Source organism: Pseudodesulfovibrio mercurii (genome assembly GCF_000189295.2).
Classification (GTDB): Bacteria; Desulfobacterota; Desulfovibrionia; order Desulfovibrionales; family Desulfovibrionaceae; genus Pseudodesulfovibrio; species Pseudodesulfovibrio mercurii.
On the sequence record NC_016803.1, the window covers coordinates 3441436 to 3464722 of the forward strand.

The window sequence follows — 23287 nt, forward strand, 5'->3', positions numbered from 1 at the left end:
CTTTTTTCTCCTACCCCTGCCGCCTGTCCGAACCGTCCAGCCGGAGGGCGAGGTCGTTGAGCACGTTCATGTAGGTAATGAACGCCTGATGCGGGGTGTCGTACGGGTTGAAGTACTTGTGCACGTCGCCGTCGGAAAACCACTTGGTGCACATGTAGTAGAAATGGTCGCTGGTCAGCAGCTCCCGCCAGGTGGCGATGATGTCCTCGTCCCCTGAATCCAGAACCTTGTCTTCCAGGGCGTAGGCCAGTTCGGCGGCCTGGTCCTGCATGGGGTTGCCCAGCCAGGCGGTCACGTCGCGTTCCAGGTCGGCCCAGGAGGTGAAGTAGGGCACGTCGAGCTGGGCCATGGGGTCCAGGTGCGCGGCGGCCTCGCCCGGGGTCTCGAAGACGAAGTCGTCCCGGGACAGGATCGCCTCGGGCAGCTTGCGGAAGAACTCGAAGATGCCGGTGTCGGCCCACTGGTGCTCGCCGATGGTCTCGTAGTCCATGAACAGGTTGATGATCTCGCCGCTGCCCGCCACCTTGTGGACCCAGTCCGCGTATTTTTCCACGGTCACGGGCCACTCGCTCCACCCCCGGTCCGAGAAGCGGAAGGCCACGTCGTCGGACAGACGGTAGTTCTTGAGCAGGGCCTTGAGCTTGGAGCAGCCCGCGGGCTGGTACACGAAGTTGGGCGAGCGCCAGCCCAGGACCTGGTCCGCGCCCTCGGCCAGGACGGCCCGGTAGCCCATCTTCTCGATCTCCTGGGCCAGGTCGTTGCTGTAGATCAGCTCGGTGTTGCGGAAGGTCACGGGTTTGGTCCCGAAGAACTCCTCCAGGATGCGGCTGTGCATCTTGACCTGGCGGCGGAACTCCTCCTTGGAGAAGAGGAAGGCCAGGGAGTGGTAGTGGGTCTCGCCGATGAACTCCACGCAGCCGGTATCGGCCAGGGCCCGGAAGGTTTCCAGGACCTCGGGGCAGAACTCCTGGAACTGCTCCATGGCCACGCCGGTGATGGCGTAGGAGATGCGGAACCTGCCCTGGTGTTGCTCGATGAGGTCGAGCATCATCCGGTTGGCGGGCAGGTAGCACTTTTCGGCCACCTTGCGCATGATGTCGCGGTTGGCGGCCTCGTCGCGGTAGTGGTGGCTGCGGCCCATCTGGAAGAAGGAATAGCTCTTGTCCAGCCGCATGGGCTGGTGGACCTGGAAGTAGAAGCAGACGGAAATCATGCGCGCCCTCCGGTAAGTTGCCGGTACACGTCGAGAACCTTTTCGGCGGCCCGGTCCCATTGGATCTTCTTGAGGGTTTCCCGGCCCTGTTCAACCAGGGTCCTGGCCCGCTTCTCGTCGGTCAGGATGTCCTCGATCTCGAAGGCCAGCCGGTCCACGTCCCAGAAGTCCACCTTGACCGCGTGCTCCAGGACCTCGGCCACGCCGGACTGCTTGGAGACGATGCACGGCACGTCGAAGACCATGGCCTCCAGCGGGGTGATGCCGAAGGGCTCGGACACGCTGGGCATGACGTACAGGTCGCTCATGGCGTAGATGCGCTCCACGTCGGTGCCCTGCACGAAGCCGGTGAAGTGGAAGCGGTCGGCCAGGCGGAGTTCGGCCATGCGTTCGACCATGCGCGGGAACATGTCGCCGGTCCCGGCCATGGCGAAGCGCACGTCGTTGTGGTTCTCGAGGACCTTGGCCGCCGCCTCGACGAAGTAGTCGGGCCCCTTCTGGAAGGTGATCCGGCCCAGGAACAGGACCAGCTTCTCCTTGAACGGCTTCTTCACGCGCAGTTGCCCCAGCCGCCGTTCCTTGGTCACGGCGTTGTGGACCACGGTGATCTTGTCCGGGTCGATGGAGTAGCGGTTGACGATGGTCTCCTTGGTGTAGTGGCTGACCGCGATGATCCGGTCGGCCGCCTCGAACCCGGCCCGCTCGATGTCGTAGACCTTCTGGTTGACGTGTTCGCCCGAGCGGTCGAACTCGAGCGCGTGGGCGTGGACCACCAGGGGCTTGCCCGAGACCCTTTTCGCCTCGATGCCCGCCGGGGCGGTCAGCCAGTCGTGGGCGTGGATGACGTCGAACTTCTCGGTCAGGCCGAGGTGCGCGCCGATGAGGCTGTAGCGCACGATCTCGGCCATGAGGTCCTTGCCGTACCCGCCCTTGAAGTCGTTCTTGAGCTCCCCGAAGATGTCCTCGGTGGTGATCAGCTCGTTCCTTTCGAGCAGGGAATGGTATTCCCGTTCGGTCAGGTACGGTCGCAGGGGCGAGAGGACCTCGAGCACGGACAGCCGTTCCTGGAGCTTGCGGATCTCGGTCACGCCGACCTTGGTGCGCAGCCGGTTGGCCCCGAGCAGGGTCAGGTGGCCGCCCTCCTCGTCGGAGTCCAGCCGGGGCAGGACGAACAGGATGTCGGTGCCGAGATGGGCCAGCCCCTTGGTCAGGCCCAGGCATGCCGTGCCCAGGCCGCCGGAGATGAATGGCGGGAATTCCCACCCGAACATGAGTACGCGCATGGGGCTACTTCTCCTTGAGGAGCTTGTTCAGGCGGATGGCCTCGGCCATGGACCACGCCTGGGCCACGGCGCCCTTGGGCGCGTGCGGCGGGTTGCCCGTGTACAGCTCCGGCACCGCGCTGATGCAGAAGTCGTCGGGAAATTCTCGCAGGATCGGCTTGAAGTACTTGCGCAGGAAGGCCTTGGTTCCGGCGCGGTCCTCGGCCTGGCGCAGCAGGGCCTGGCCGAAATGTCCGGCCAGCCAGGGCCAGACCATGCCCTGGTGGTAGGCCGAGTCGCGGGAGTCGGCGTCGCCCTTGTAGAAGGGCGAGTAGGCCGGGTCCCGGGGCGAGAGGGTGCGCAGGCCATAGGGGGTCAGCAGGTGGGCCTGAACCACGCCGATGACCGCGCGCATGTGGTGGAAGTCGAGCATGGTGTGCGGCAGGGACAGGGCGAAGATCTGGTTGGGCCGGATGCGCCGGTCCTGGCCGTGCTCGTTCACCACGTCGCACAGGCAGTTGTCGCGGTCGTTCCAGAAGCGGGTCGTGAAGTGGGCGCGCAGCCGGTCGGCGGCCTCGCGGGCGCGCCCGGCCAGGACATCGTCCTCGGTCTCGGCCAGCTCCAGGAAGCAGCCCAGGGCGTTGTACCACAGGGCGTTGATCTCCACGGCCGCCCCGTGGCGCGGGGTGACCGGGCGGCCGTAGGCCTGGGCGTCCATCCAGGTCAGCTGGGTGTGCTCGTTGCCCGCCCAGAGCAGCCCGTCCGGGTCCAGTCCGCACAGGGGCACGCGCCCGTCCAGGTGGGCGGCCACGATGTCGCGCAAGGCCGGATAGACCTTGTCCATGATGAATTTCTTCGAGCCGCGCGTCTTGAGGTATTCCTGCACGGCCCAGAAGAACCACAGGGAGGCGTCCACCGAGTTGTAGGCCAGGTGGTCGGAGTTCTGGTCCAGGTAGTTGGGCAGGAGCCCGTCGCGGGTCAGCCCGGCGTAGGCGGCCAGGACCTCCTCGCCGAAGGCCCTGCGGCCGGCGTGGAAGGTCAGCCCGGGCAGACTGATCATGGTGTCCCGCCCCCACTCGCCGAACCAGTGATAGCCCGCGATGACCGAGGCGAAACCCGAGCCGTTGCGGATTAGGAACTGCCCGGAGAAGTACTTGAGCCACTGCTCGGGCTTGCTGCGGTCCTTGCAGGCCGCGAACTCGGCCTCGCGCCGGGCGATCTCCTTCCTGCGCTGGTGCTCCAGGTTGCCGAGCGGCTCCACCGAGGCGGCGAAGATCACGGGCTTGCCCTTTTCCAGGACGGTCTCGAACATGCCGGGGCAGAACAGGTCCTCCTGGTAGTCGAAGCCGCGCGTGCGCTCCATGAGGTATTCGATGTTGTAGACCCACTTGGGGCCGGGGAAGAACTCCGAGGTCCGGTTGGTGCCCATGTACAGGGGCGGCATGCCCTCGTAGGGCTGGATCTTGCGGCCGTTCCGCTCGGGGTAGGACTTGGGCCGCAGGAACATGTTCTCGCGGGTCAGGGTGTGGATGTCCCGGTAGGCCAGCAGGGGGCGCAGCCGCAGGGCGGGCTTGACGTTGCCCTCAAGCAGTTCATAGCAGACCAGCACGGTGTTCTTGCCGTGGATCATGAGGAAGGACTTGCGGATCAGGGCGTCGCCGATGCGGTAGGTCGTGGCCGGGTAGAGGCCCTGGTCGAAGGAGTCCACGAACTGGTGGCCGGTGGGGTGGTACACGCCGGGGTACTTGTTGGAGGAGAGCAGGAACTCCCGGTCGTTGGCCAGGACCGAGGTCTCCAGTTTGGAAAGCAGGACGAAGCGCCCCTTGGGCTCCGTCAGGGCCGCGACCAGCAGGCCGTGGTACTTGCGCGTGTGGCAGTTGATGATGGTGCTGGACGAGTACCCGCCGAGACCGTTGACGTCGATCCATTCCTTCCTGGTCGCCGTCTCGGTGTTGACGCACTCGTCTCTGGAAATGTGCAGCATGATGTCCACCTGTGGAAAAGAGGTTGTGAAGATGTGAGCTGCCCCTGGAAGGGGTATTTCCGATGATTCAAGTTGATAGCAAAACCCCGCCAGTTGCAAGGGAAAAATGTCTCCATAACGGAATATTCGCCAAACGGTACGGAATGACGTGTGGAGGCGGGAGCCGGTCGTCCGGAATGGCCGCCGGACGGGCGGCGGAACGCGTCTAGGGGATGTTCCGCCGGAGGACGTTTTCCAGGCCGGCCCCGTCCAGGGGCTTGGCGATGTAGTCGGTCATGCCCCCGGCCAGGAAGTCCTCGCGGTCGCCGGTCATGGCGTAGGCGGTCATGGCGATGATCGGGATGGCGGCCTTGTCCGGACCGGCCTGGCCCTGGCGGACGGCCCGGGTGGCCTGGACCCCGTCCATGACCGGCATCTGGATGTCCATGAGGACCAGGTCGAAGTCCTCCCGGCGCAGGGTGGCCAGGGCCTGCTCGCCGTCGGTCACGGCCCGGACCAGGTGGCCCATGCGCCTGAGCAGGCCGGACACGGCCAGGCTGTTGACCCGGTCGTCCTCGGCCAGGAGGACGCGCAGGGTCGGGAGCGGCGCGTCGGGGGGCAGGGCCGTGGTCCTGGCGGGCCGGTCGTCGGCCGGGCGCAGGGGCACGCACAGGCCGAAGACCGTGCCCCGTCCCGGTTCGCTGTCCACGGCCAGGGTCCCGCCGAGCAGGCCGATCATGCGCTTGGTGATGGCCAGGCCCAGTCCGGCCCCCTGGTAGTGGCGGGTGAAGCCGCTGCTGACCTGGGTGAAGTGTTCGAACACGGTGCCCAGCTTGTCGTCGGGGATGCCGATGCCGGTGTCCGTGACCGTGAAGAGCACGTGGACCGTGTCCGGCCGCAGCCGGGGCAGGGTCGTGACCTCCACGGTCACCCCGCCGGTCTCGGTGTACTTGATGGCGTTGCCGATGAGGTTGACGAGGACCTGCTGTATGCGGGTGTCGTCGCCGAAGAGACGGTCCGGCAGGTCGTCGGGCAGGTCGAAGACCAGGGACAACCCCTTGGACCGGGCGGCCACGGCGAACATCTGCTCCAGCCCGGACAGGGTGTCGCGCAGGTTCACGGGCTCCTCGCGGATGTCCAGCTTGCCCGCCTCGATGCGGGAGAGGTCGAGGATGTCCGTGAGCAGCCGGGTCAGCCGACGGCTCGCCTTGATGCCGTAGGCCGCGTATTCGGCCTGCTCCTCGGTCAGGTCGCCCGCGCGCAGGAGCTGGAGCATGCCCATGATGCCGTTGAGCGGGGTGCGGATCTCGTGGCTCATGTTGGCCAGGAATTCGGACTTCACCCGGCTGGCGGATTCGGCCAGGTCCTTGGCCTCCACCAGGGCGCGCGAGGTCAGCACCCGTTCGGTGATGTCCGAGAAGATGCAGGCGAACTGGCCGGGCGCGGGCCGGAAGGCGCTGACGTTGAAGAACTTGTCCTGCTCGGCGGCGTAGTGCTCGAAGTGGATGGGCTCGCCGGTCAGGGCGACCTTGCCGTAGGTCTCGATCCAATAGCGCTCGGTGCCGGGGAAGACCTCGAGCAGGGTCCGGCCGACGATGTCGGCGGCGGTCACGTCGGTGATCCGCTCGAAGGCCGGGTTGACCCGCAGGAAGCGGTAGTCCACGGGCACGCCCGCCTCGTCGCAGATGATCTCATGGGAGGCGAACCCGTCGAGCATCCGGTGGAAGAGCAGTTCGTACTCCTTTTCCAGGGAGCGCTGGCGGGTGATGTCGCGGCTCAGGGAGAAGACCGACTGGACCTCGCCGCTCTCGTCCCGCTCCGGGAAGAGCCGCCAGTCGAAGTGGCTGGAGCGCCCCCTCCAGTTCATGTGGAACTCGGCGGCCTGGGGTTCGCCGGTCTCGAAGACCCGGCGGATGTGTTCGTCCCAGAAGCGGCACAGTTCCTCATCGATGCCGAGTTCCCGGCTGGTCTTGCCGAGGAAGGCCGAGGCGGGCACCCCCGTCAGTTCGAGGACGTTCCTGGAGACGAAGAGGTGGCGCGACTCCCGGTCGAAGCGCATGACGATGTCCGGCATGTTGTCGATCAGGGTGCGGTACAGGTTCTCGCTCTCGTGCAGGGCCACCTCGATGCGTTTCATTCCGGAGATGTCCATGGCCGCGGCCAGGACCACCGGGGTGCCGTCCATGTCCCGGAAGGGGAGGTTGCGGACGAGCAGGGTGGCCCCGTCCCTGGTGGTGGTCTCCCAGGTCAGGGCCCGGCCCGATTCCAGGACCTCCCTGGTGCGGCAGTGGACGCACGGCTCCCGGCGTCCGTAGATGACCTCGTGGCACGGCCCGTCCTCGCACCGCCCCAGGGTGCGCCGGAAGTGCTCGTTGGCGAAGGCGATGCGGTGTTTCCCGGTCTGGAGGTATACGGACAGGGGCAGGTGATCCAGGAGCGAGTGCATCCACTCCCGGCTCCTGGCCACCTGGGCCTCGGCCCGCGTGCGCTGTTCGATCTCCTCGCGCAGGTGGGCGGTCTTCCGGTTGACCTGAATCTTGAGGAAGATCAGCCCGCCCACGGCCATGACCAGGGCCAGCGGCAGGACGAAGACCAGGGACTGCCGGGCGGTCTGGAGGAAGGAGGGCTTGGGCCGGGGCAGGATCGGGCTGAACCACTTGAGGTACAGCCGGTCGTAGGTCCCGTTGGAGAAGACGATGGCCAGCCCCTCGTTCAGCCGGGCCAGCAGGGCGTGGTCGCCCTCGTGCACGGCCATGCAGAATTTCTGGACGAACCCGGACATGGGCCCCGGGCCGCCCGGCCGCAGGGTCGGGTCCAGGGGCGAACGCACGTCCTCGATGTTGGTCAGCCCGAGTTTCTTGACGATCTGCCAGCCCACCACCTGCTGCACCAGGACCGCGTCGCCCTGCCCCTCCGAGAGCATGCGCAGGGCCTGGACGTAGCTTCGTTGCGGGAGGAGCTTCCCGGCCAGGTGGTTGCGTTCGGCGTACTCCTCGGCCGTGTCCCCGCGCATGACCAGGACCACCTTGTCCTTGAGGTCCGCCTCGCTTTCGATGTCCCTGGTCCCTTTGCGCACGAAGATGGAGCCGTGCATCTGCAGGTAGGGGATGGTGAAGTCGAAAAAGGCGTCGCGCTCCGGGGACCAGGAGACCAGGGGCAGGACGTCGAGCCTGCCTTCGGCCAGTTCCCGCTTGATGTCGGCCCACGGCCCGACCTTGAAGCGGACCTCGAGCCCGGCCTCGCGGGCCACGGCCCTGAGCAGGTCCACGGAAAAGCCGTCGGCCGCGCCGTCGGGCCGGGCCAGTGCAAAGGGGGGATAGTCGAGTTCGCTGGCGGAACGCAGCACGGCCGGGACGTCCTCGGCCGGGGAAAGGGCGGGCGCGGCCAGAGAGACCAGGACCGCCGGGAGCAGGATCGTCAGGATGAATCGGAACAGGGCCATAGGGTTACCGCCGATATCGGAAAAGCGGGAAAACACGAGACGCATTGGGTCTGCACATTGTTATGGCATTCTCCGCACAGGTCAAATGATAATCCGATTCCGGCCGACGGAAACGCGGCCGCGGGGCGTTTCCCCACGGCGCGCGGCGGCGGTCCGCGATCCCGGTCCGGGCAGGGCCGTCTAGTCCGTGGAGGGGTGGCTCCCGGCCCGGCCGAAGAGGCGGTTCAACCGCTGCTGGGCCGCGTCCAGGTACATGTAGTAGACCGGGGTGAAGTACAGGGTCAGGAGCTGGGAGACCAGCAGGCCGCCGACCACGGCCAGTCCCAGCGGACGCCGGGCCTCGGCCCCCGCGCCCAGGCCGAGCGCGATGGGCAGGGTGCCCATGAGCGCGGCCATGGTGGTCATCATGATCGGCCGGAAGCGGATGAGCGCGCCCTCGCGGATGGCCTCGGCCGCGCCATGGCCGTGCCCGCGCTGGGCCTCCACCGCGAAGTCGATCATCATGATGGCGTTCTTCTTGACGATGCCGATGAGCATGATGATGCCCACGAACCCGTAGATGTTCAGGTCCTGGCCGAAGACCATGAGGGTCAGGAGCGCGCCCACGCCCGCCGACGGCAGGCCGGACAGGATGGTCAGCGGGTGGACGAAGGACTCGTAGAGCACGCCCAGCACCATGTAGATGACCAGGATGGCCATGACCAGCAGGACCCACAGGCCGCGCATGGAGTCCTGGAAGGCCTGGGCCTCGCCCTGGAAGCTGGTGGAGACCGAGGCCGGGACCACCTCGGCGGCCAGCTTCGAGACCGCGTCCACGGCCGAGCCCAGGGACTCTCCCGGCGGCAGGTTGAAGGAGATGGTCGCGGACGGCAGCTGGCCCGAGTGGTTGACGGACAGCGGGCCCACGCCCAGGCCCCACTTGGCCAGGGTTTCGAGGCGCACGAGCTTGCCGTTGGCGGAGCGCACCGAGAGCATGGCCAGGGCGTCCGGGTTGGACTGGTACTGCGGGCCCAGCTCCATGATGACGTCGTAGGTGTCGGTGGGCGCGTAGATGGACGAGACCTTGCGGTTGCCGAAGGAGGTCGAGAGGGCGTCCTCGATCTGGTAGGCCGAGATGCCGAGCGCCGAGGCCTTGTCGCGGTCGATGTCGATGGCCAGCTCGGGGTTGTCGAACTCCATGTCCGAGGACACGTCCTGGATGCCGGGCAGCTCCTGCATGCGCTTTTCCATGTCCGCTGCGGCCTGGAACAGGACCTCGGTGTCGGGGCTCTGCAGGGTGTACTGGTACTGGCCCTTGGAACTGCGCCCGCCGATGCGGATGGCCGGGGGATTGGACACGAAGGCCCGGATGCCCGGCACCTGCGAGAGCTTGGCCCGCAGCCGCTGCTGGACCCCCTCGATGGGGCCGCGTTCGCTGCGCGGCTTGAGATCGACCATGAGGCGGCCGGAGTTGCCGCCCCGGTTGGGGCCGCCCCCGCCGACCACGGACATGTAGTTCTGCACGGCCGGGTCGTTGGCCACGATCCGCATGAGCTGCTGCTGGCGCTCCTTCATGATGTCGAAGGCCACGCCCTGTTCGGCCTCGGTGGAGACCATCAGGCGGCCCGCATCCTCGGTGGGCAGGAAGCCCTTGGGGATGGCCCGGAACAGGACCACGGTAAGAATCAGGACCAGGATGGAGGCGAGCATGGTCAGCCGGTGGTGGCGCAGGGTCCAGTCCAGGGTGCGGGCGTAGAACCGGCGCAGCCCCTCGAAGCCCCGCTCGAACAGGTTGAACAGTTTGCCGTGATGCGTCTCCCCGTTGTGCGGCTTGATGATCAGGCTGCACAGCATGGGGGTCAGGGTCAGGGAGACCAGCCCGGAGATGAGGATGGAGGCGCAGATGGTCACGGCGAACTCGTGGAACAGGCGGCCCACGATGCCGCCCATGAAGAGCACGGGCAGGAACACGGCGGCCAGGGAGATGGTCATGGACACGATGGTGAAGGCGATCTCCTTCGAACCGTCCATGACCGCCTCCAGGGTGGACTTGCCCATCTCCCCGTGGCGGACGATGTTTTCGAGCATGACGATGGCGTCGTCCACCACGAAGCCCACGGACAGGGTCAGGGCCATGAGCGATATGTTGTTCAGGCTGAACCCGTAGAGGTACATGACCGAGAAGGTGCCGATGACCGACATGGGCAGGGCCAGGCTCGGGATGATGGTGGCCGACAGTCTGCGCAGGAAGAGAAAGATGACCAGGATGACCAGGCCCACGGTGAGCAGCAGGGTGAACTGCACGTCCCCGATGGACTCCTTGATGGACTCGGAGCGGTCGTAGAGCACGTTCAGGTTGATGGCGGCGGGCAACTGGGACTGGAAGGAGGGCAGCAGGGCGCGCACGGCCTTGACCACCTCCACGGTGTTGGTGCCGGGCTGGCGCTGGATGGCCAGGACCATGCCGGGCTGGCCGTTGTACCAGTTGCGCCGTCTGGTCTGCTCCACGGAGTCGAACACGTCGGCCACGTCGGACAGGCGCACGGGCGCGCCCTTGCGCCAGGCCACCACCAGGGGCTTGTAGTCCTCGGCGTTCATGAGCTTGCCGCTGGAGCGGACGATGTACTCGCGCACGGGGCCGGCCACGGTGCCCACGGGCAGGTTGACGTTGCCCTTGCGCACGGCCTCGGCCACCTCGTCCACGCCGAGCTCCATGGCCGACAGCCTTTCGGGCGAGAGCTGGATGCGCACGGCGTACTTCTGGGAGCCGTAGACCTGGACCTGGGCCACGCCGTTGACCATGGAGATGCGCTGGGCCATGAAGTTCTCGGCGTACTCGTTGACGTCGGACAGCCGCATGGTCGGCGAGGAGAGCGAAAGATAGAGGATGGGCGAGTCCGCCGGGTTGACCTTGCGGAAGCTCGGGGTGGAGGTCATGTCGTCGGGCAGCCGCCGCAGGGCCGTGGTGATGGCCGACTGCACGTCCAGGGCCGCGTCGTCGATGTTCCGCTCCAGGGTGAACTGCAGGGTGATGCGCGTGCTGCCCAGGCTGGAGATGGAGGTCATGGAGTCCAGCCCGGCGATGGTCGAGAACTGTTTTTCCAGGGGCGTGGCCACGGACGAGGCCATGGTCTCGGGGTTGGCCCCGGACAGGGAGGCCGAGACCTCGATGGTCGGGAAGTCCACGCTGGGCAGGTCGCTGACCGGCAGGCGCAAGTAGGCCATGACGCCGAAGACCAGGATGGCGGTCATGACCAGGGTGGTCATGACCGGGCGGCGGACGAACAGGGCGGACGGATTCATTATTGTTTGTCCTCGGCCGGGGCCTTGGCGGGAGTCCCCGCCGCGCCCTTGCCGTCGGCCTTGGCCGCGTTTTTGCCCATGTTCTTGATGGACACCTTGGCGCCGGGGCTCAGCCCCACCTGGCCGTCCAGGACCACCATATCGCCGGGCTCGATGCCGGACCGGATGACCGTGCGTTTGCCCACGATGTGGGCGGTGACCACCTGCCTCGGCTCCACGGTGCCGGACGCCGGGTCGTCCCCGGCGGTCTTGACCACGTACACGTAAGGCCCGTCCATGCCCTGGAGGACCGCCCCGGTGGGCAGGAGCAGGGCGTCCTTGAGGGTCCGCAGGGTCAGCTCCACCCGGGCGAACTGGCCGGGCCAGAACCGGGTGTCGTCGTTGGGGTAGGAGGCCAGCAGCCGGATGGTGCCCGTGGTCGTGTCCACGGCGTTGTCCACGGCGGCCAAATCCCCGTCAACGGGCGTGGAGGTCATGCCGGACGGGGTGATGCTGACGCGCATGGGCCCCTGTCTGCGGCGCTCCATGATCTCGCCCAGGTAGCGCTCGGGCAGGGTGAAGGAGACGTTGATGGGCCGGATCTGGTTGATGACGCACAGGGTGCGGTCGTCGTTGGCCTTGATGACGTTGCCCACGTTGACCTGGACGATGCCCACCCGCCCGGAGATGGGGGCGCGGATGGCGGCGTAGTCGCGGTCGAGCCGGGCCTGCTCCAGGGCGGCCTCGTTGAGCCGGATGGTGTTTTCCAGTGAGGTGGCCTCGGCAAAGGTGTTGTCGTAGGACTCCTGGGCGACCACGTTCAGCTCGCGGAGCTTGGAGTAGCGGCGCAGGTCCTCCTTGGCCTTGTTCAGGTGGGCGCGGTCGCGGTCGAGCCGGGCCTGGGCCTCCTTGATGGCCAGGTCGAAGGAACGCGGGTCCACCTGGAAGAGCAGGTCGCCCGCCTCCACGTCCTGGCCGTTCTGGACCAACTGCTTGACGATGATTCCGCCCACCCTGGACTTGATCTCCACCGAGGCCAGCGGGGTGACGTTGCCCACGGCGGATAGGGTCACGGGCACGTTCTCGCGCACGGCGGCCACGGCCGTGACCGGGACCACGCGCTCCCGTTTGGCCTTGTTTTCATTGCCGCCGCAGGCCGCGAGCAGGGCTGCCGCGAGCAGGCAGAGCAGCCCGGCCAGGACCGGGCCGGGAACCCGTTTCCGGGGCCGGTTTCCATGCGGAACAGAGACAGATGAGCGAGGCACGTGCCCTCCAGGTCGTCGGCCCCGTGCGGGCGGGGACCGGAAGTCCGTCCGGGCGCGGAGACCCGGTGGACGGTTGTTCAATTCATACTGCCCGCGTTTATAATTGCAAAGAAACGCAAACACAATGGGTCCGCTCCGGGGAAGGTCGGAGGGCCGGGTCCGGGCATGTCACCGCCCGGAGAATCCTCAAGCGATCCGCTCTCTTGCCGTTCCGAAAAAAATGGCGGGGGAAGCTGCGGGCGGGGCGGCAGGCTCCCGGTCGCGAACCGCTCCGTTCTTGTTTCGGGCCTGTCCCATCACTTTTTATTTATTAATTTTTTATCGACGGCGTGGGGCCGTGCGCCGGGGAGCGCGCAGGCTCGGGTCCGATTGCCGAAATCGTCAAACGGCCCTCGGGCGCGGCGGCCGGGGGTGCGCCCGGCCCCTGTGCTCACTCCGTTTCGTGGGCGGCGGCCAGGCCGTCGTGGTCGAGGATGCGGATGTTCCGGCCCGAGGCCTCGATGAGGCGGCGGCGTTTGAACTTCTGGATGACGCGGGACAGGGTCTCCGGGCTGGTGCCGACGATGCGGGCCATCTCGGTGTGGGAGATGTGCAGGGAGAAGGGGTCGCCGGGGCGGGCGGCGCAGCATCCCTCGGAGTGCTGGAGGAAACAGGCGATGCGCTTCTGGGTGCCGTGCAGGGCCAGGGACTCCACGAGGTTCATGGTTTCCAGCAGTCTGCCCGCCAGGGTCTGCATGATCTTGAGCAGGAGGATGGGCTGGCGCCGGGCCAGGTCCTCCATGTCCTCGGACGGGATGCCCGCCACAAGGCTCTTTTCCAGGGCGGCCACGTCCACGGGATAGGGCCGGTCCGTGAAGGCCGAGCAGAAGCAGAAGGGCTGGCCCGCCTCCACCAGATAGAGGATCTGCTCCTTTCCGTCCGGGGTGCTGCGGAAGATCTTGGCCCGCCCGGACAGGACGACGAAGAAGGCCTGGGTCTCGTCGGACCGGCTGATGACCCGTTCGCCGGGTTCGTAGCGGCTGAGCCGGGCGCGGCTGGCCAGGGCCATGACCGCCTCGTCCTCAAGGCCCGAAAAGAGGGGGGTTTTTCGCAGCAGGCGGAAGGTGTCCATGACAATTTTTCCCATAAAAATTGATCGCGATCAATGTGACAATGGAAAAATTCTCCTATGCTACAGACGTGAATACTCGGTAATGGTCTATAATGAAAGGAGGAATACTGATGACAATTTCCCGCAGAGGATTTTTGGGAGCGTTGGGGGTCGCGGGGGCGGTCTCGGCGGTGCCCGGAAATGCGCAGGCGTGGGAATCCAAGGCGCCGCCCGATCCGTTCGGCTGCCTGGTGGACCTGTCCCGGTGCGTGGGGTGCAGGAAGTGCGAACAGGCTTGCAAGGAGGTCAACGACCTGCCCGAGCCCGCCGTGAAGTTCGACGACCTGACCGTGCTCGACGCCAAGCGGAGGCCGGACCAGAACGCGTTCACGGTGATCAACCGGTACTATCCGGGGCGCATCGACGACCGCGACAAGCTGGCGCCGACCTTCGTCAAGGTGCAGTGCATGCACTGCCAGGACCCGGCCTGCGTCTCGGCCTGCATCACCGGGGCCCTGACCAAGAAGGAAAACGGGGCCGTGCACTACGACGTGAACAAGTGCATCGGCTGCCGCTACTGCATGGCCGCCTGCCCCTTCGAGATCCCGGCCTACGAGTACGACAAGCCCATCCTGCCCAGGGTGCGCAAGTGCACGTTCTGCTTCGAGCGCATCTCCAAGGAGGGCGGCAAGCCCGGCTGCGCGTCCATCTGCCCGGTGGAGGCCATCACCTTCGGACGGCGGGGCGAGCTGCTCAAGCTGGCCCGCGGGCGCATCGAGGGCGATCCCGGCAAGTACATCGACCACATCTACGGGGAGCACGAGGTGGGCGGCACCAGTTGGCTGTACATCTCCAACGTGCCCTTCGAGAAGGTCGGCTTCCAGACCCTGCCGACCCGGCCCATGCCGCAGACCACGGAGACCATCCAGAGCGCGCTGTTCAGCTACCTGTGGTCCCCCCTGGCCCTGTTCGGGGTCCTCGGGGCGGTCATGGGCGCGACCTCGCGCAAGCACAACAAGGAGGGCGGTGATGACGCATAAGCCCCAACCCGTGGACCGGCCCTTCTGGACGCCCGGCGTGCTGGTCATGCTGGCCCTGATGATCGCGGCCGCCCTGACCCTCGTCGTGCGCTACACCTACGGGCTGGCCGCCGTGACCAACCTGAACAACCACTACCCGTGGGGCATCTGGATCGGCCTGGACGTGGCCTCGGGCGTGGCCCTGGCCGCGGGCGGCTTCACCACCGCCTTCCTGGCGCACATCCTGGGCCGCCACTACTACGAGGCCGTGACCCGGCCCGCGCTGCTGACCGCAGCCCTCGGCTACACCTTCGTGGCCCTGGCCGTGTTCTTCGACATCGGCCGGTCCTGGGCCATCTGGAAGCCGATCGTCTACCAGAACCATACCTCGGCCCTGTTCGAGGTGGCCATGTGCGTGATGACCTACGTGACCGTGCTGTGGATCGAGTTCATCCCGGTCCTGGCCGAGCGGCTGGGCGGGAAGATCAAGCTCCTGGCCTTCCTGGACCGCATCCTGGACAAGACCATGTGGGTCTTCATCATCCTCGGGGTGGTGCTGTCCTGCATGCACCAGTCCAGCCTGGGCACCCTGATGGTCATCGCGCCGACCAAGACGTCGCCCCTGTGGGCCACGCCGCTGCAACCGCTGCTGTTCCTGACCTCGGCCTTCGCCGTGGGCTATCCCATGGTCATCGTGGAGACGACCATCGCCACCTCCTCCCTCAGGCTGGAGTCGGAGATGAACGTGCTCTCGCCGCTGTCCAGGATCACCATCCTGCTGCTCGGCGTGTACATGGCCCTCAAGGTCGGGGACCTGATCTCGCGCGGGGCGTACACGACCCTGCTGGACGGCTCGGCCCAGAGCAACTCCTTCCTGGTGGAGGTGGGGCTCGGGGTGATCCTGCCCTGGCTCATGCTGCTCGTCCCGGCGGTGCGCCGCTCGCGCAGGTGGCTGTTCATCGCGGCCCTGCTCATCGTCTCGGGCGTGATGCTCAACCGGTTCAACGTGTTCGTGGTTTCCTTCAAGGCCCCGTATGCGAACTACCCGTACTACCCGGCCATCGGCGAGATACTCGTCACCGCCGGAGCCGTGGCCACGATCTTCTTCCTCTACCGGCTGATTGTGACCTGGTTCCCGGTGCTTTCCGCCCAACGACAGGAGGTTTCCCAATGATGAGGGAGATGAAGAGACTCGGGTGGCTGGCCATCGTGGTCGCGGCCGTGGTCCTGGCGGGGCTGACGCCCTCCCGGGCCGCCACCGCGCCCGGCGCGGCCGCCGAACCCCCGGCCAAGTCCCGCAAGGACCTGACCCCCATGCCCGAGGGCTGGTCGCCCGCCGACGAGGTCAAGGCGGAGAAGGTGGCCCGCGAGGCCTACCCGTTCGTGGAGAAGGTCCTCAAGGAGGACCTGGTCCTGCGCCAGCAGCGGCTGCGCAAGCTAGGCATCGGGCCCAAGGACATCAAGCACAGCTACTTCCTGCTCGACAGTCCGCTGGTGGACACCTACGAGCGCAAGTACGAGCCCGTGCGGTTCATGCATGCCAAGCATGCGGCCGCCCTGGGCGGCGACTGTGCCTCCTGCCACCACTACCGCCCCGAGGACCCCAAGGCCTCGGAGACCGTGGCCTGTCGTTCCTGCCACCAGGACTCCTTCTCGGCCGAGCATCCCGAACGCATCGGGCTGAAGGCCGCCTACCACATGCAGTGCATGAACTGTCATGAGAAGATGAAGAAGGGTCCGGTCAGCTGCGAAGGCTGCCACACCAAGCGCCCGGTGGACCACAAGGAGCTGGTCAAGCTCCCGGAGAACCCCACCCCGCAACAGGTGACCCAGGAATGCCTGCGCTGCCACGAGCAGGCGGGCGAGGACATGCTCGACTCGGCCCATTGGCTGTGGCGCGGCCCGTCCCCGTACACGGTGGAACACAGACAGAGCGTCATGTCCGGAAAGGGGACCACGACGCTCAACAACTTCTGAATATCCCCCATCAGCAACGAGGCTCGTTGCACATCATGCCATGCGGGATACGGTTGGAAGGACTCCACCTTTGACTTCAAGAATATGAACAACCTCGACTGCCTGGTCTGTCACGACACCACGGGCAGCTACAAGAAGGCCCCGCCCGCGGCGGGCATGCCCGACCCCAAGGTGGACCTGCTCTACGTGGCCGGGAACGTCGGCCCCACCAGCCGCAAGACCTGCGGCGCCTGCCACTTCAGCGGCGGCGGGGGCGATGCGGTCAAGCACGCGGACATGTCCTCGGAACTGTACTGGCCGGACCGCAACTGCGACGTCCACATGGGCGGGTACAACTTCGAGTGCACGGAGTGCCACAAGACGCGCAACCACAAGATATCGGGCAGGTCCACCTCGGCCCCGGTGGCCGAAGGTTCCCGCGCCTGCGAGGACTGCCATACCTCCAAGCCTCACTACGGCGAGACCCTGCTCGATCATCACCTGAACAAGCACTGCGAGACCGTGGCCTGCAACACCTGCCACTCGCCCATCTACTCCAAGTGCACCCCCACCAAGACGTGGTGGGACTGGTCCACCACCGGCGACAAGGAGCGCAAGGTGGGCAAGGACAAGTACGGCAAGCCCGACTACAACTGGATGAAGGGCGACTTCCGCTGGGGCGAGTCGGTCAAGCCCGAGTACGCCTGGTACAACGGGTTCATGCGCCGGCTGCTGCTCGGCGACGTCATCAACCCCGAGGCCAAGGGCTTCAAGTCCGGCGAGCACCTGACCGACGAGCAGAAGGCGAACATGGTGAAGACCAACATCACCGAGCCCATCGGTTCCATCGGCGACCCGCACTCGCGGATCACGCCGTTCAAGATCATGTCCGGCATCCAGCCTGCCGACGCCAAGTACCGGTACCTGCTCATCCCGCACCTGTATCCGTACAACAAGGATGACAAGACCGCCTACTGGAAGGGCGCCGACTGGCAGACCGCCTTCAAGGAGGGCATGAAGAAGGCCAACCTGGCCTACAGCGGCGATTACATGTGGGTGGCCACGGACATGTACTGGCGCATCGAGCACGAGGTTATGCCCAAGGAGCACGCCCTGTCCTGCGTGCAGTGCCACGACAGCCTCAAGGGCGAAAAGACCTGCGACCGCTGCCATCAGGATACGCGCAACATCAAGTTCCGCGAACTGACGGAAAAGGGCGCGGACTTCGAGCTGCTCAAGATGATGGGCCGCGACGTGGGCGACCTGATCGGCCAGACCGACTACATCGACTTCAGGAAGCTCGGCTACAAGGGCGACCCGATCCTCTACGGCGGACGGTTCACCCAGCTGCCGCTCGGCCAGGGGCCGGACAAGAAGTAGGCGCGAGACTGCGCAACCGACAACCGGGCCCGGCGTCTTCTGACGCCGGGCCTTTCTCTTTGTTCCGGGAGACGGCTACGGGGTCACGTGCAGGTCCAGGACAGCGTCGATGAGCGGTTTGGCCTTGACCCCGCCGCAGCTCGACTTGGAGACCTCGTTGAGCAGGATGATGACCGTGTACTCGCCGGGGACGGCAAAGGTCACGGTGGTCTCGGGATAGCCGGGCCGGACCTTGGGCTTGTCGCCCTCGGGCCGGTTCGGGAACTCCAGGTTCACGGCGGTGTAGGCCCCGGCCGGGAACCGGTAGCCGTTGAGGTCGAAGACGACCTTGACCGGCTGGCCGACCTTGGGCGCGCCGTCCAGGTGGACCCGGCCGCCGGGCACCGAGGTGTGCAGGGCGTCGGCCAGGGCCGGGCCGGACAGGAGCGCGGTCCAGGCCAGGGCCAGGACGGCGCAGGCCGCGAACAGGGTGGGGAGGGTGCGCTTTTTCATGCCTTGATCATACGCCGGGTCCGGTATATTGCAAGACATGGGTATCCATTGGGTATACGCGAGGGAGGCGGCATGAAGAACCGGTCGGGCGAGCAGCGGCACTACTGGGACATGCTCCTGGCCATGGAGCAGGAGGAGGACTATTTCCTGGAGCGCTGGTCCGTCCGCATGGAGCAGGCGGGCTACCTGGAGCACACCACGGCCAAGCGGGCGGACTGCCTCCTGGCCCTGTCCGACTTTCTGGCGCCCATGCGGGAGCACCGGGACCGGGGGCTGGCCAACCCGGACTTCCCCTGGCTCATCCGCCACGAGGGGGAGTGGGGCCGCCCGCAGATCGAGTCCGCCCGGCGGCACCGCATGCGCGGCATCACCGCCGACATGTACATCGGCTGCTTCAAGACCTTCATCCACAGCCTGGTGGACGTCATTGAGAAGCTGGACGGCTCCTACGAGAGCAAGGTCCAGGCGCGCCGCCACGTCAAGCTCTACGGCGACGCCCTGGAGGTCCTCTTCGTGCGCGACTGGACGCGCATCCTGCCGGACCTTGCCGCGCAGAAGCTGGACGAGGCCAACCGGTTGCTGACCCTGGAGAAGTGCCGCTACGAGAACATCCTGGACGCCTCGTCCGAGCTGATTCTGGTGGTCGGCGGCGACGGCCGCGTGACCAAGGCCAACCGGGCGGTCCAGGCCGTGCTGGAGGGACGGGACGTCATCGGCGCGCCCATCTGGGACGTTCTGTCCATGGAGGGGCAGTCCATGGAGGACCTGCTCAAGTACTACCCCGAGGGCACGTCCTGCGAGATGAACCCGTTCGACGAGGCCGTCATCTACCGCATGCAGATCAACTCCATCGGCAGCGTGTCCATGGCCAGCGACGAGTACATGCTCATGCTCAGCAACATCACGGCCCACGCGGCCCAGCGCGAGACCCTGGAGCGGGTGGTCTCCGAGCGGACCGAGGCCCTGCGCCGCGAAAAGGAGCAGCTCGAGGAGATGAACATCACCCTGCGCAACGTGCTCCAGTCCATCGACCGCGAGCGGGAGCAGCTCCTGGGCGAGGTCTCGGCCAAGGTCAACAACCTGGTCCTGCCCGCCCTGGAGCGGATCGAGAACGAGGACGACGCGGCCATCCGCAAGGGCTACCTGACCGTGGCCAAGGACCAGCTGGCGCGGCTCGCGCCCGGCAGCGGCGGCTCGGACCCGCTGCTCCTCAAGCTGACCCACATGGAGACCCGCGTGGCCCAGTTCATCCAGGCCGGGCACCCGTCCAAGGAGATCGCGGAGACCCTGAACATCTCCCTGGAGACCGTCCAGACCCACCGCAAGAACATCCGGCGCAAGCTCGGCCTGCACGGCAAGAGCGTCAGCCTGTACGCCCACCTCAAGACCTTGGGACTGACCGCCTGATCCACACCTGAATGGGTAGGACGGCCTACCCATTCTATCCCCACTTTCCCGTCTGTCGCCTTCGCGCAACATTATCATACTCGGTAATCATGATTCCCGTATGTTGTGCAGTGGAGGTGAAACATGGCGGACCAGACAGACATTCGTGACCAGGCGCGGGCCCTTCGGGACTTCTTCGCGTCGCGCGACGCAACGGACCTGAGGCGCACGGCGCTCGCCGTTTCCGGACTCTTTCACCGAGAGCTTGCGCCGGACACCGACTGGACCGGCGCGGAGTACGACTTCAACCGGCTCTTTGTCGGGCCCATGGCCGTCCCGGCCCCGCCCTACGCCTCGGCCTACCAGGTGGAGCCCGCGCTCATGGGCGGGCCGACCCTGGACGTGCGCGAGGCCTACCGCGCCCTGGGACTCCGAGTCCCGGACCAGGGGCGCACCCCGGACGATCACCTGGCCTTCGAGCTGGACCTGGCCGCGGCATTGCCGGGTCCTGGCGAGGGAGCGGCGGACGACCCGGTCCCGGCCGAGGTCCGGGAGTGGCTCATGGGCGAACACCTGCCCGGCTGGGTCCCGGCCTTCATCGGGGCCGTGGAGGCGCAGCCGGACGTGTCCGCGCCGGTGCGCATGGCCGTGGCGGCCCTGGGCGGCTGGCTCGAATCGATCCGGCCCCCGGCAGGGGCCGGCCAGGCATAGGCAACCTTTCAACGTGATCTGGAGGAGGATCATATGACGAAACAACGTATGTTCGGCAGACGGCGATTCCTGCAAGGGGCGGCCGCGGCGGGCGCGGCGGCCATGCTGCCGTGTTCCCTGCTGGTGCCCGATCAGGCCCGCGCGGCCGCTTTCGAGGAGGGCGACTACCAGGTCTTCCGCAACGCCTGCCCGCGCAACTGCTACGACACGTGCAGCATCAAGACCTACGTCAGGGACGGGGTCGTCCAGTTCATCGAGGGCGCGCCCGAGTCCACCTTCACCAAGGGCGGCCTGTGCGTGAAGGGCTACAGCTACACGCGGCGGCCCTACAGCCCGGACCGGGTCAAGTACCCCATGGTCCAGGACGGCCGCCGGTCCGGCAAGTGGCGGCGGGTGTCCTGGGACGAGGCCCTGGACATGATCGCCAGGAAGATGCTCCAGCTGAAAGAGGAGGACGGCAGCCTGCTCGGCCTGGGCATGACCAAGTATTCCGGCAATTTCGGCATCACCAACTACGGCGTGGAAGGGCTCATGTCCTCGCTCGGCTACACCACCCGCTTCGTGGGCACCCCGTGCTGGCCCGCGGGCATCGACGCCCAGAACTACGACATGGGCAACATGTGGTGCAACGACCCCGAGGACATGGTCAAGGCGCGCTATATCATCGTCTGGGGCGCGAACCCGGCCTGGTGTTCGGTCCACTCCATGAAATACATCATGGAGGCCAAGCGGCGCGGGGCCAAGATCGTGGTCGTGGACCCCGTCTTCACCCAGACCGCGGCCAAGGGCGACGTGTTCTGGCAGCCCCGGACCGCCTCGGACGGGGCGCTGGCCCTGGGCATGGCCCGGCACATCCTGGACAAGGGGCTGGTGGACGAGGACTTCGTCCGCAATCACGGCCTCGGCTTCGACGAGTTCGCCGACTACCTGCGCAACAACGTGACCGTTGAGTGGGCCGCCGAACAGTCCGGCATCCCGGCCCGCGAGATTATGGAGGTGGCCGAGGAGTTCGCCTCGGCCGACCCGGCGACCATCTGGATCGGCTACGGCATGCAGCGCCACACCAACGGCGGGGCGTCCGTGCGCTCCATCGACGCCCTGGTGGCCATGACCGGCAACATCGGCAAGGAGGGCGGCGGCGCGCGCTACGGCCATCTCCAGACCTGGGGCTTCAACTACCACGCCCTGATCCAGAAGCAGCCCGAGGGGTCCAAGGGATTCCTGGGAGGCGCGGCCAAGGGCGAGTTCGACTTCACCAGCGGCTCCGGGGCGAGCTACACCGACCGCACCGTGAACATCAACAAGACCGCCCAGGCCATCCTGGACACCGCGGACCCGGCCATCCGCATGCTCTGGGTCTCCTGCAAGAATCCCTTCGGCCAGGATTTCGACCGGCCCAAGCTGGAAAAGGCCTTCGACAAGCTGGAGATGGTCGTCACCGTGGACCAGTTCTTCAACGAGACCGTGGCCAACTCCGACATCGTCCTGCCGGTGACCACCCTGTTCGAGGAATGGACGGTCAACGTCTCCTACTGGCACTACTGGCTGTCCATCAACGAGCAGGCCATCAAGCCCATGTTCGAGACCAAGTCCAACATCGAGATCGCGGCGGCCCTGTCCGGGAAGATGAACGAGCTGGCCCCCGGCTCCTGCACCTTCCCCCGGGACATCGACACCAAGGAGTGGATGGAGAAGGAGTTCAACCAGTCCATCTACGACATGTTCGGCATCGACGACTGGACCGCCCTGCGCAACGGGCCGGTCAAGGCCAGGCTCAAGTCTTCGGCGGCGTGGAGCGACAAGACCTTCGCCACCCCGTCGGGCAAGTACGAGTTCAAGTCCGAACTGTGCGCCGGAAATGGACACAAGGCCCTGCCCGAGTTCAAGTCCGGGCGCGAGAACTACGACAAGTTCCGCCTGCTGACCCCGCACACCAAGTTCGGCCTGCACTCCCAGTTCGTCAACCTGGACTGGATGCACGAGTACGACAAGGAACCCTTCATCTACATGCACCCCAAGGCGGCCGCCGGGAAGGGCATCGCGGACCTGGACACGGTCCGGGTGTTCAACAAGGTGGGCGAGCAGAAGGCCAGGGTCAAGCTGACCGACAACGTGGCCGAGGACTGTCTGCTCATGTACGAGGCATGGTTCGGCCGGGGCAATGACTTCAACGTCCAGAACCTGGTGGACGACGAGTCCGCCGACATGGGCGCGTTCAAGGCCGGGGCTCCGGGCGTGGCCATCCACGACCAGTTCGCCGACATCGAGCGGGCGTAAGGAGAACGATGATGAAAAAGCAATACGCATTCCTGGTCGACACCGAGCGGTGCATCGGCTGCTTCACCTGCGCCATGGCCTGCCGCAACTACTACCATCAGGTGGAGGGCGTGGTCTGGCGTCAGGTCCACCCCCTGAGCGAGGAGATCTACCCCCACCGCGAGCGGGCCTTCCTGTCGCTCTCCTGTAACCACTGCGAGAACCCGGCCTGCCTGAACGTCTGCCCGGTGGAGGCGTACACCAAGCGGGAGGACGGCGTGGTCGTCCACCATCAGGAGAAGTGCATCGGCTGCGGCAACTGCATCCGCTCCTGTCCCTACGGCGCGCCCAAGTACAACCCGGTGGAGAAGCGCGCCGAGAAGTGCAGCCTGTGCCACGAGCGCCTGGACGCCGGGCTCAAGCCCGCCTGCGTGCAGGCCTGCCCCGTGGAGGCCCTGCAACTCATCGACCTGGCCGACTTCGAGGAGACCAACGAGGTCCAGTACCCGGCGGGCTACCCCCGGATGGAGAGTCTCAACCCGTCCACCCGGTTCGTCCTGCCCCAAACCCCCAAGATGGTCAGGAGGTAGT

General features: G+C 66.4%; 15 protein-coding genes. 7 read left to right on the top strand and 8 right to left on the bottom strand.

Annotation, left to right across the window (positions count from 1 at the left end; translation table 11 throughout):
* Positions 1-10 precede the first annotated feature (10 nt).
* From DND132_RS15535 to DND132_RS15565, 7 genes are all read right to left on the bottom strand, one after another.
* Positions 11-1213, bottom strand: coding sequence for a glycoside hydrolase family 57 protein (locus DND132_RS15535; RefSeq protein WP_014323713.1), 1203 nt, complete (start codon positions 1211-1213; stop codon positions 11-13).
* A complete protein-coding gene (locus DND132_RS15540) occupies positions 1210-2496 on the bottom strand; it encodes a glycosyltransferase family 4 protein (protein ID WP_014323714.1) in 1287 nt (428 codons plus the stop codon). The genes DND132_RS15535 and DND132_RS15540 overlap by 4 nt, the downstream gene beginning before the upstream one ends.
* A gap of 4 nt (positions 2497-2500) precedes the next feature.
* Positions 2501-4459, bottom strand: a complete 1959-nt coding sequence (locus tag DND132_RS15545) for an amylo-alpha-1,6-glucosidase (protein WP_014323715.1) — start codon at positions 4457-4459, stop codon at positions 2501-2503.
* Positions 4460-4664: 205 nt separating this feature from the next.
* Complete coding sequence (locus DND132_RS17855; protein WP_050813989.1) at positions 4665-7880, bottom strand: transporter substrate-binding domain-containing protein; 3216 nt, start codon at positions 7878-7880, stop codon at positions 4665-4667.
* Between the two features lie 180 nt (positions 7881-8060).
* Entirely contained in the window at positions 8061-11162 is a 3102-nt protein-coding gene (locus DND132_RS15555; protein ID WP_014323717.1) for an efflux RND transporter permease subunit, read from the bottom strand.
* Positions 11162-12406 (bottom strand): efflux RND transporter periplasmic adaptor subunit, encoded by a 1245-nt coding sequence (locus DND132_RS15560; protein WP_014323718.1) that lies wholly within the window; start codon positions 12404-12406, stop codon positions 11162-11164. The genes DND132_RS15555 and DND132_RS15560 overlap by 1 nt, the downstream gene beginning before the upstream one ends.
* Before the next feature lie 430 nt (positions 12407-12836).
* Entirely contained in the window at positions 12837-13517 is a 681-nt protein-coding gene (locus tag DND132_RS15565) for a Crp/Fnr family transcriptional regulator (protein WP_014323719.1), read from the bottom strand.
* A gap of 110 nt (positions 13518-13627) precedes the next feature.
* Here DND132_RS15565 and DND132_RS15570 point away from each other — a divergent pair, with 110 nt between their 5' ends.
* The 3 genes from DND132_RS15570 to DND132_RS17860 are packed head-to-tail and all read left to right on the top strand — an operon-like array spanning position 13628 to position 17851.
* Positions 13628-14536 (top strand): 4Fe-4S dicluster domain-containing protein, encoded by a 909-nt coding sequence (locus DND132_RS15570; RefSeq protein WP_014323720.1) that lies wholly within the window; start codon positions 13628-13630, stop codon positions 14534-14536.
* Entirely contained in the window at positions 14526-15689 is a 1164-nt protein-coding gene (gene nrfD, locus DND132_RS15575; RefSeq protein WP_014323721.1) for an NrfD/PsrC family molybdoenzyme membrane anchor subunit, read from the top strand. Before DND132_RS15570 ends, nrfD begins: the two co-directional genes overlap by 11 nt.
* Positions 15686-17851: a tetrathionate reductase family octaheme c-type cytochrome gene (locus DND132_RS17860; RefSeq protein ID WP_014323722.1), complete on the top strand. Its 2166-nt coding sequence runs from the start codon at positions 15686-15688 to the stop codon at positions 17849-17851. Before nrfD ends, DND132_RS17860 begins: the two co-directional genes overlap by 4 nt.
* A gap of 75 nt (positions 17852-17926) precedes the next feature.
* On the opposite strand, the gene DND132_RS15585 is transcribed toward DND132_RS17860, so the two are convergent.
* Complete coding sequence (locus tag DND132_RS15585) at positions 17927-18343, bottom strand: hypothetical protein (RefSeq protein ID WP_041915828.1); 417 nt, start codon at positions 18341-18343, stop codon at positions 17927-17929.
* Positions 18344-18415: 72 nt separating this feature from the next.
* Between DND132_RS15585 and DND132_RS15590 the strand changes: the two genes are divergently transcribed.
* The 4 genes from DND132_RS15590 (at position 18416) to DND132_RS15605 (ending at position 23286) form a co-directional block, all read left to right on the top strand.
* On the top strand, positions 18416-19750 hold the full coding sequence (locus tag DND132_RS15590) for a LuxR C-terminal-related transcriptional regulator (protein WP_014323724.1): 1335 nt from the start codon (positions 18416-18418) through the stop codon (positions 19748-19750).
* Between the two features lie 123 nt (positions 19751-19873).
* On the top strand, positions 19874-20440 hold the full coding sequence (locus tag DND132_RS15595) for a TorD/DmsD family molecular chaperone (protein ID WP_014323725.1): 567 nt from the start codon (positions 19874-19876) through the stop codon (positions 20438-20440).
* A 33-nt stretch (positions 20441-20473) separates the two neighbouring features.
* Positions 20474-22717: a molybdopterin-dependent oxidoreductase gene (locus tag DND132_RS15600; protein ID WP_014323726.1), complete on the top strand. Its 2244-nt coding sequence runs from the start codon at positions 20474-20476 to the stop codon at positions 22715-22717.
* A gap of 11 nt (positions 22718-22728) precedes the next feature.
* Positions 22729-23286 carry a 4Fe-4S dicluster domain-containing protein gene (locus tag DND132_RS15605; RefSeq protein WP_014323727.1) on the top strand — a complete coding sequence of 186 codons (558 nt, stop codon included), beginning with the start codon at positions 22729-22731 and terminating at the stop codon, positions 23284-23286.
* The last annotated feature ends 1 nt before the right edge of the window (position 23287 follow it).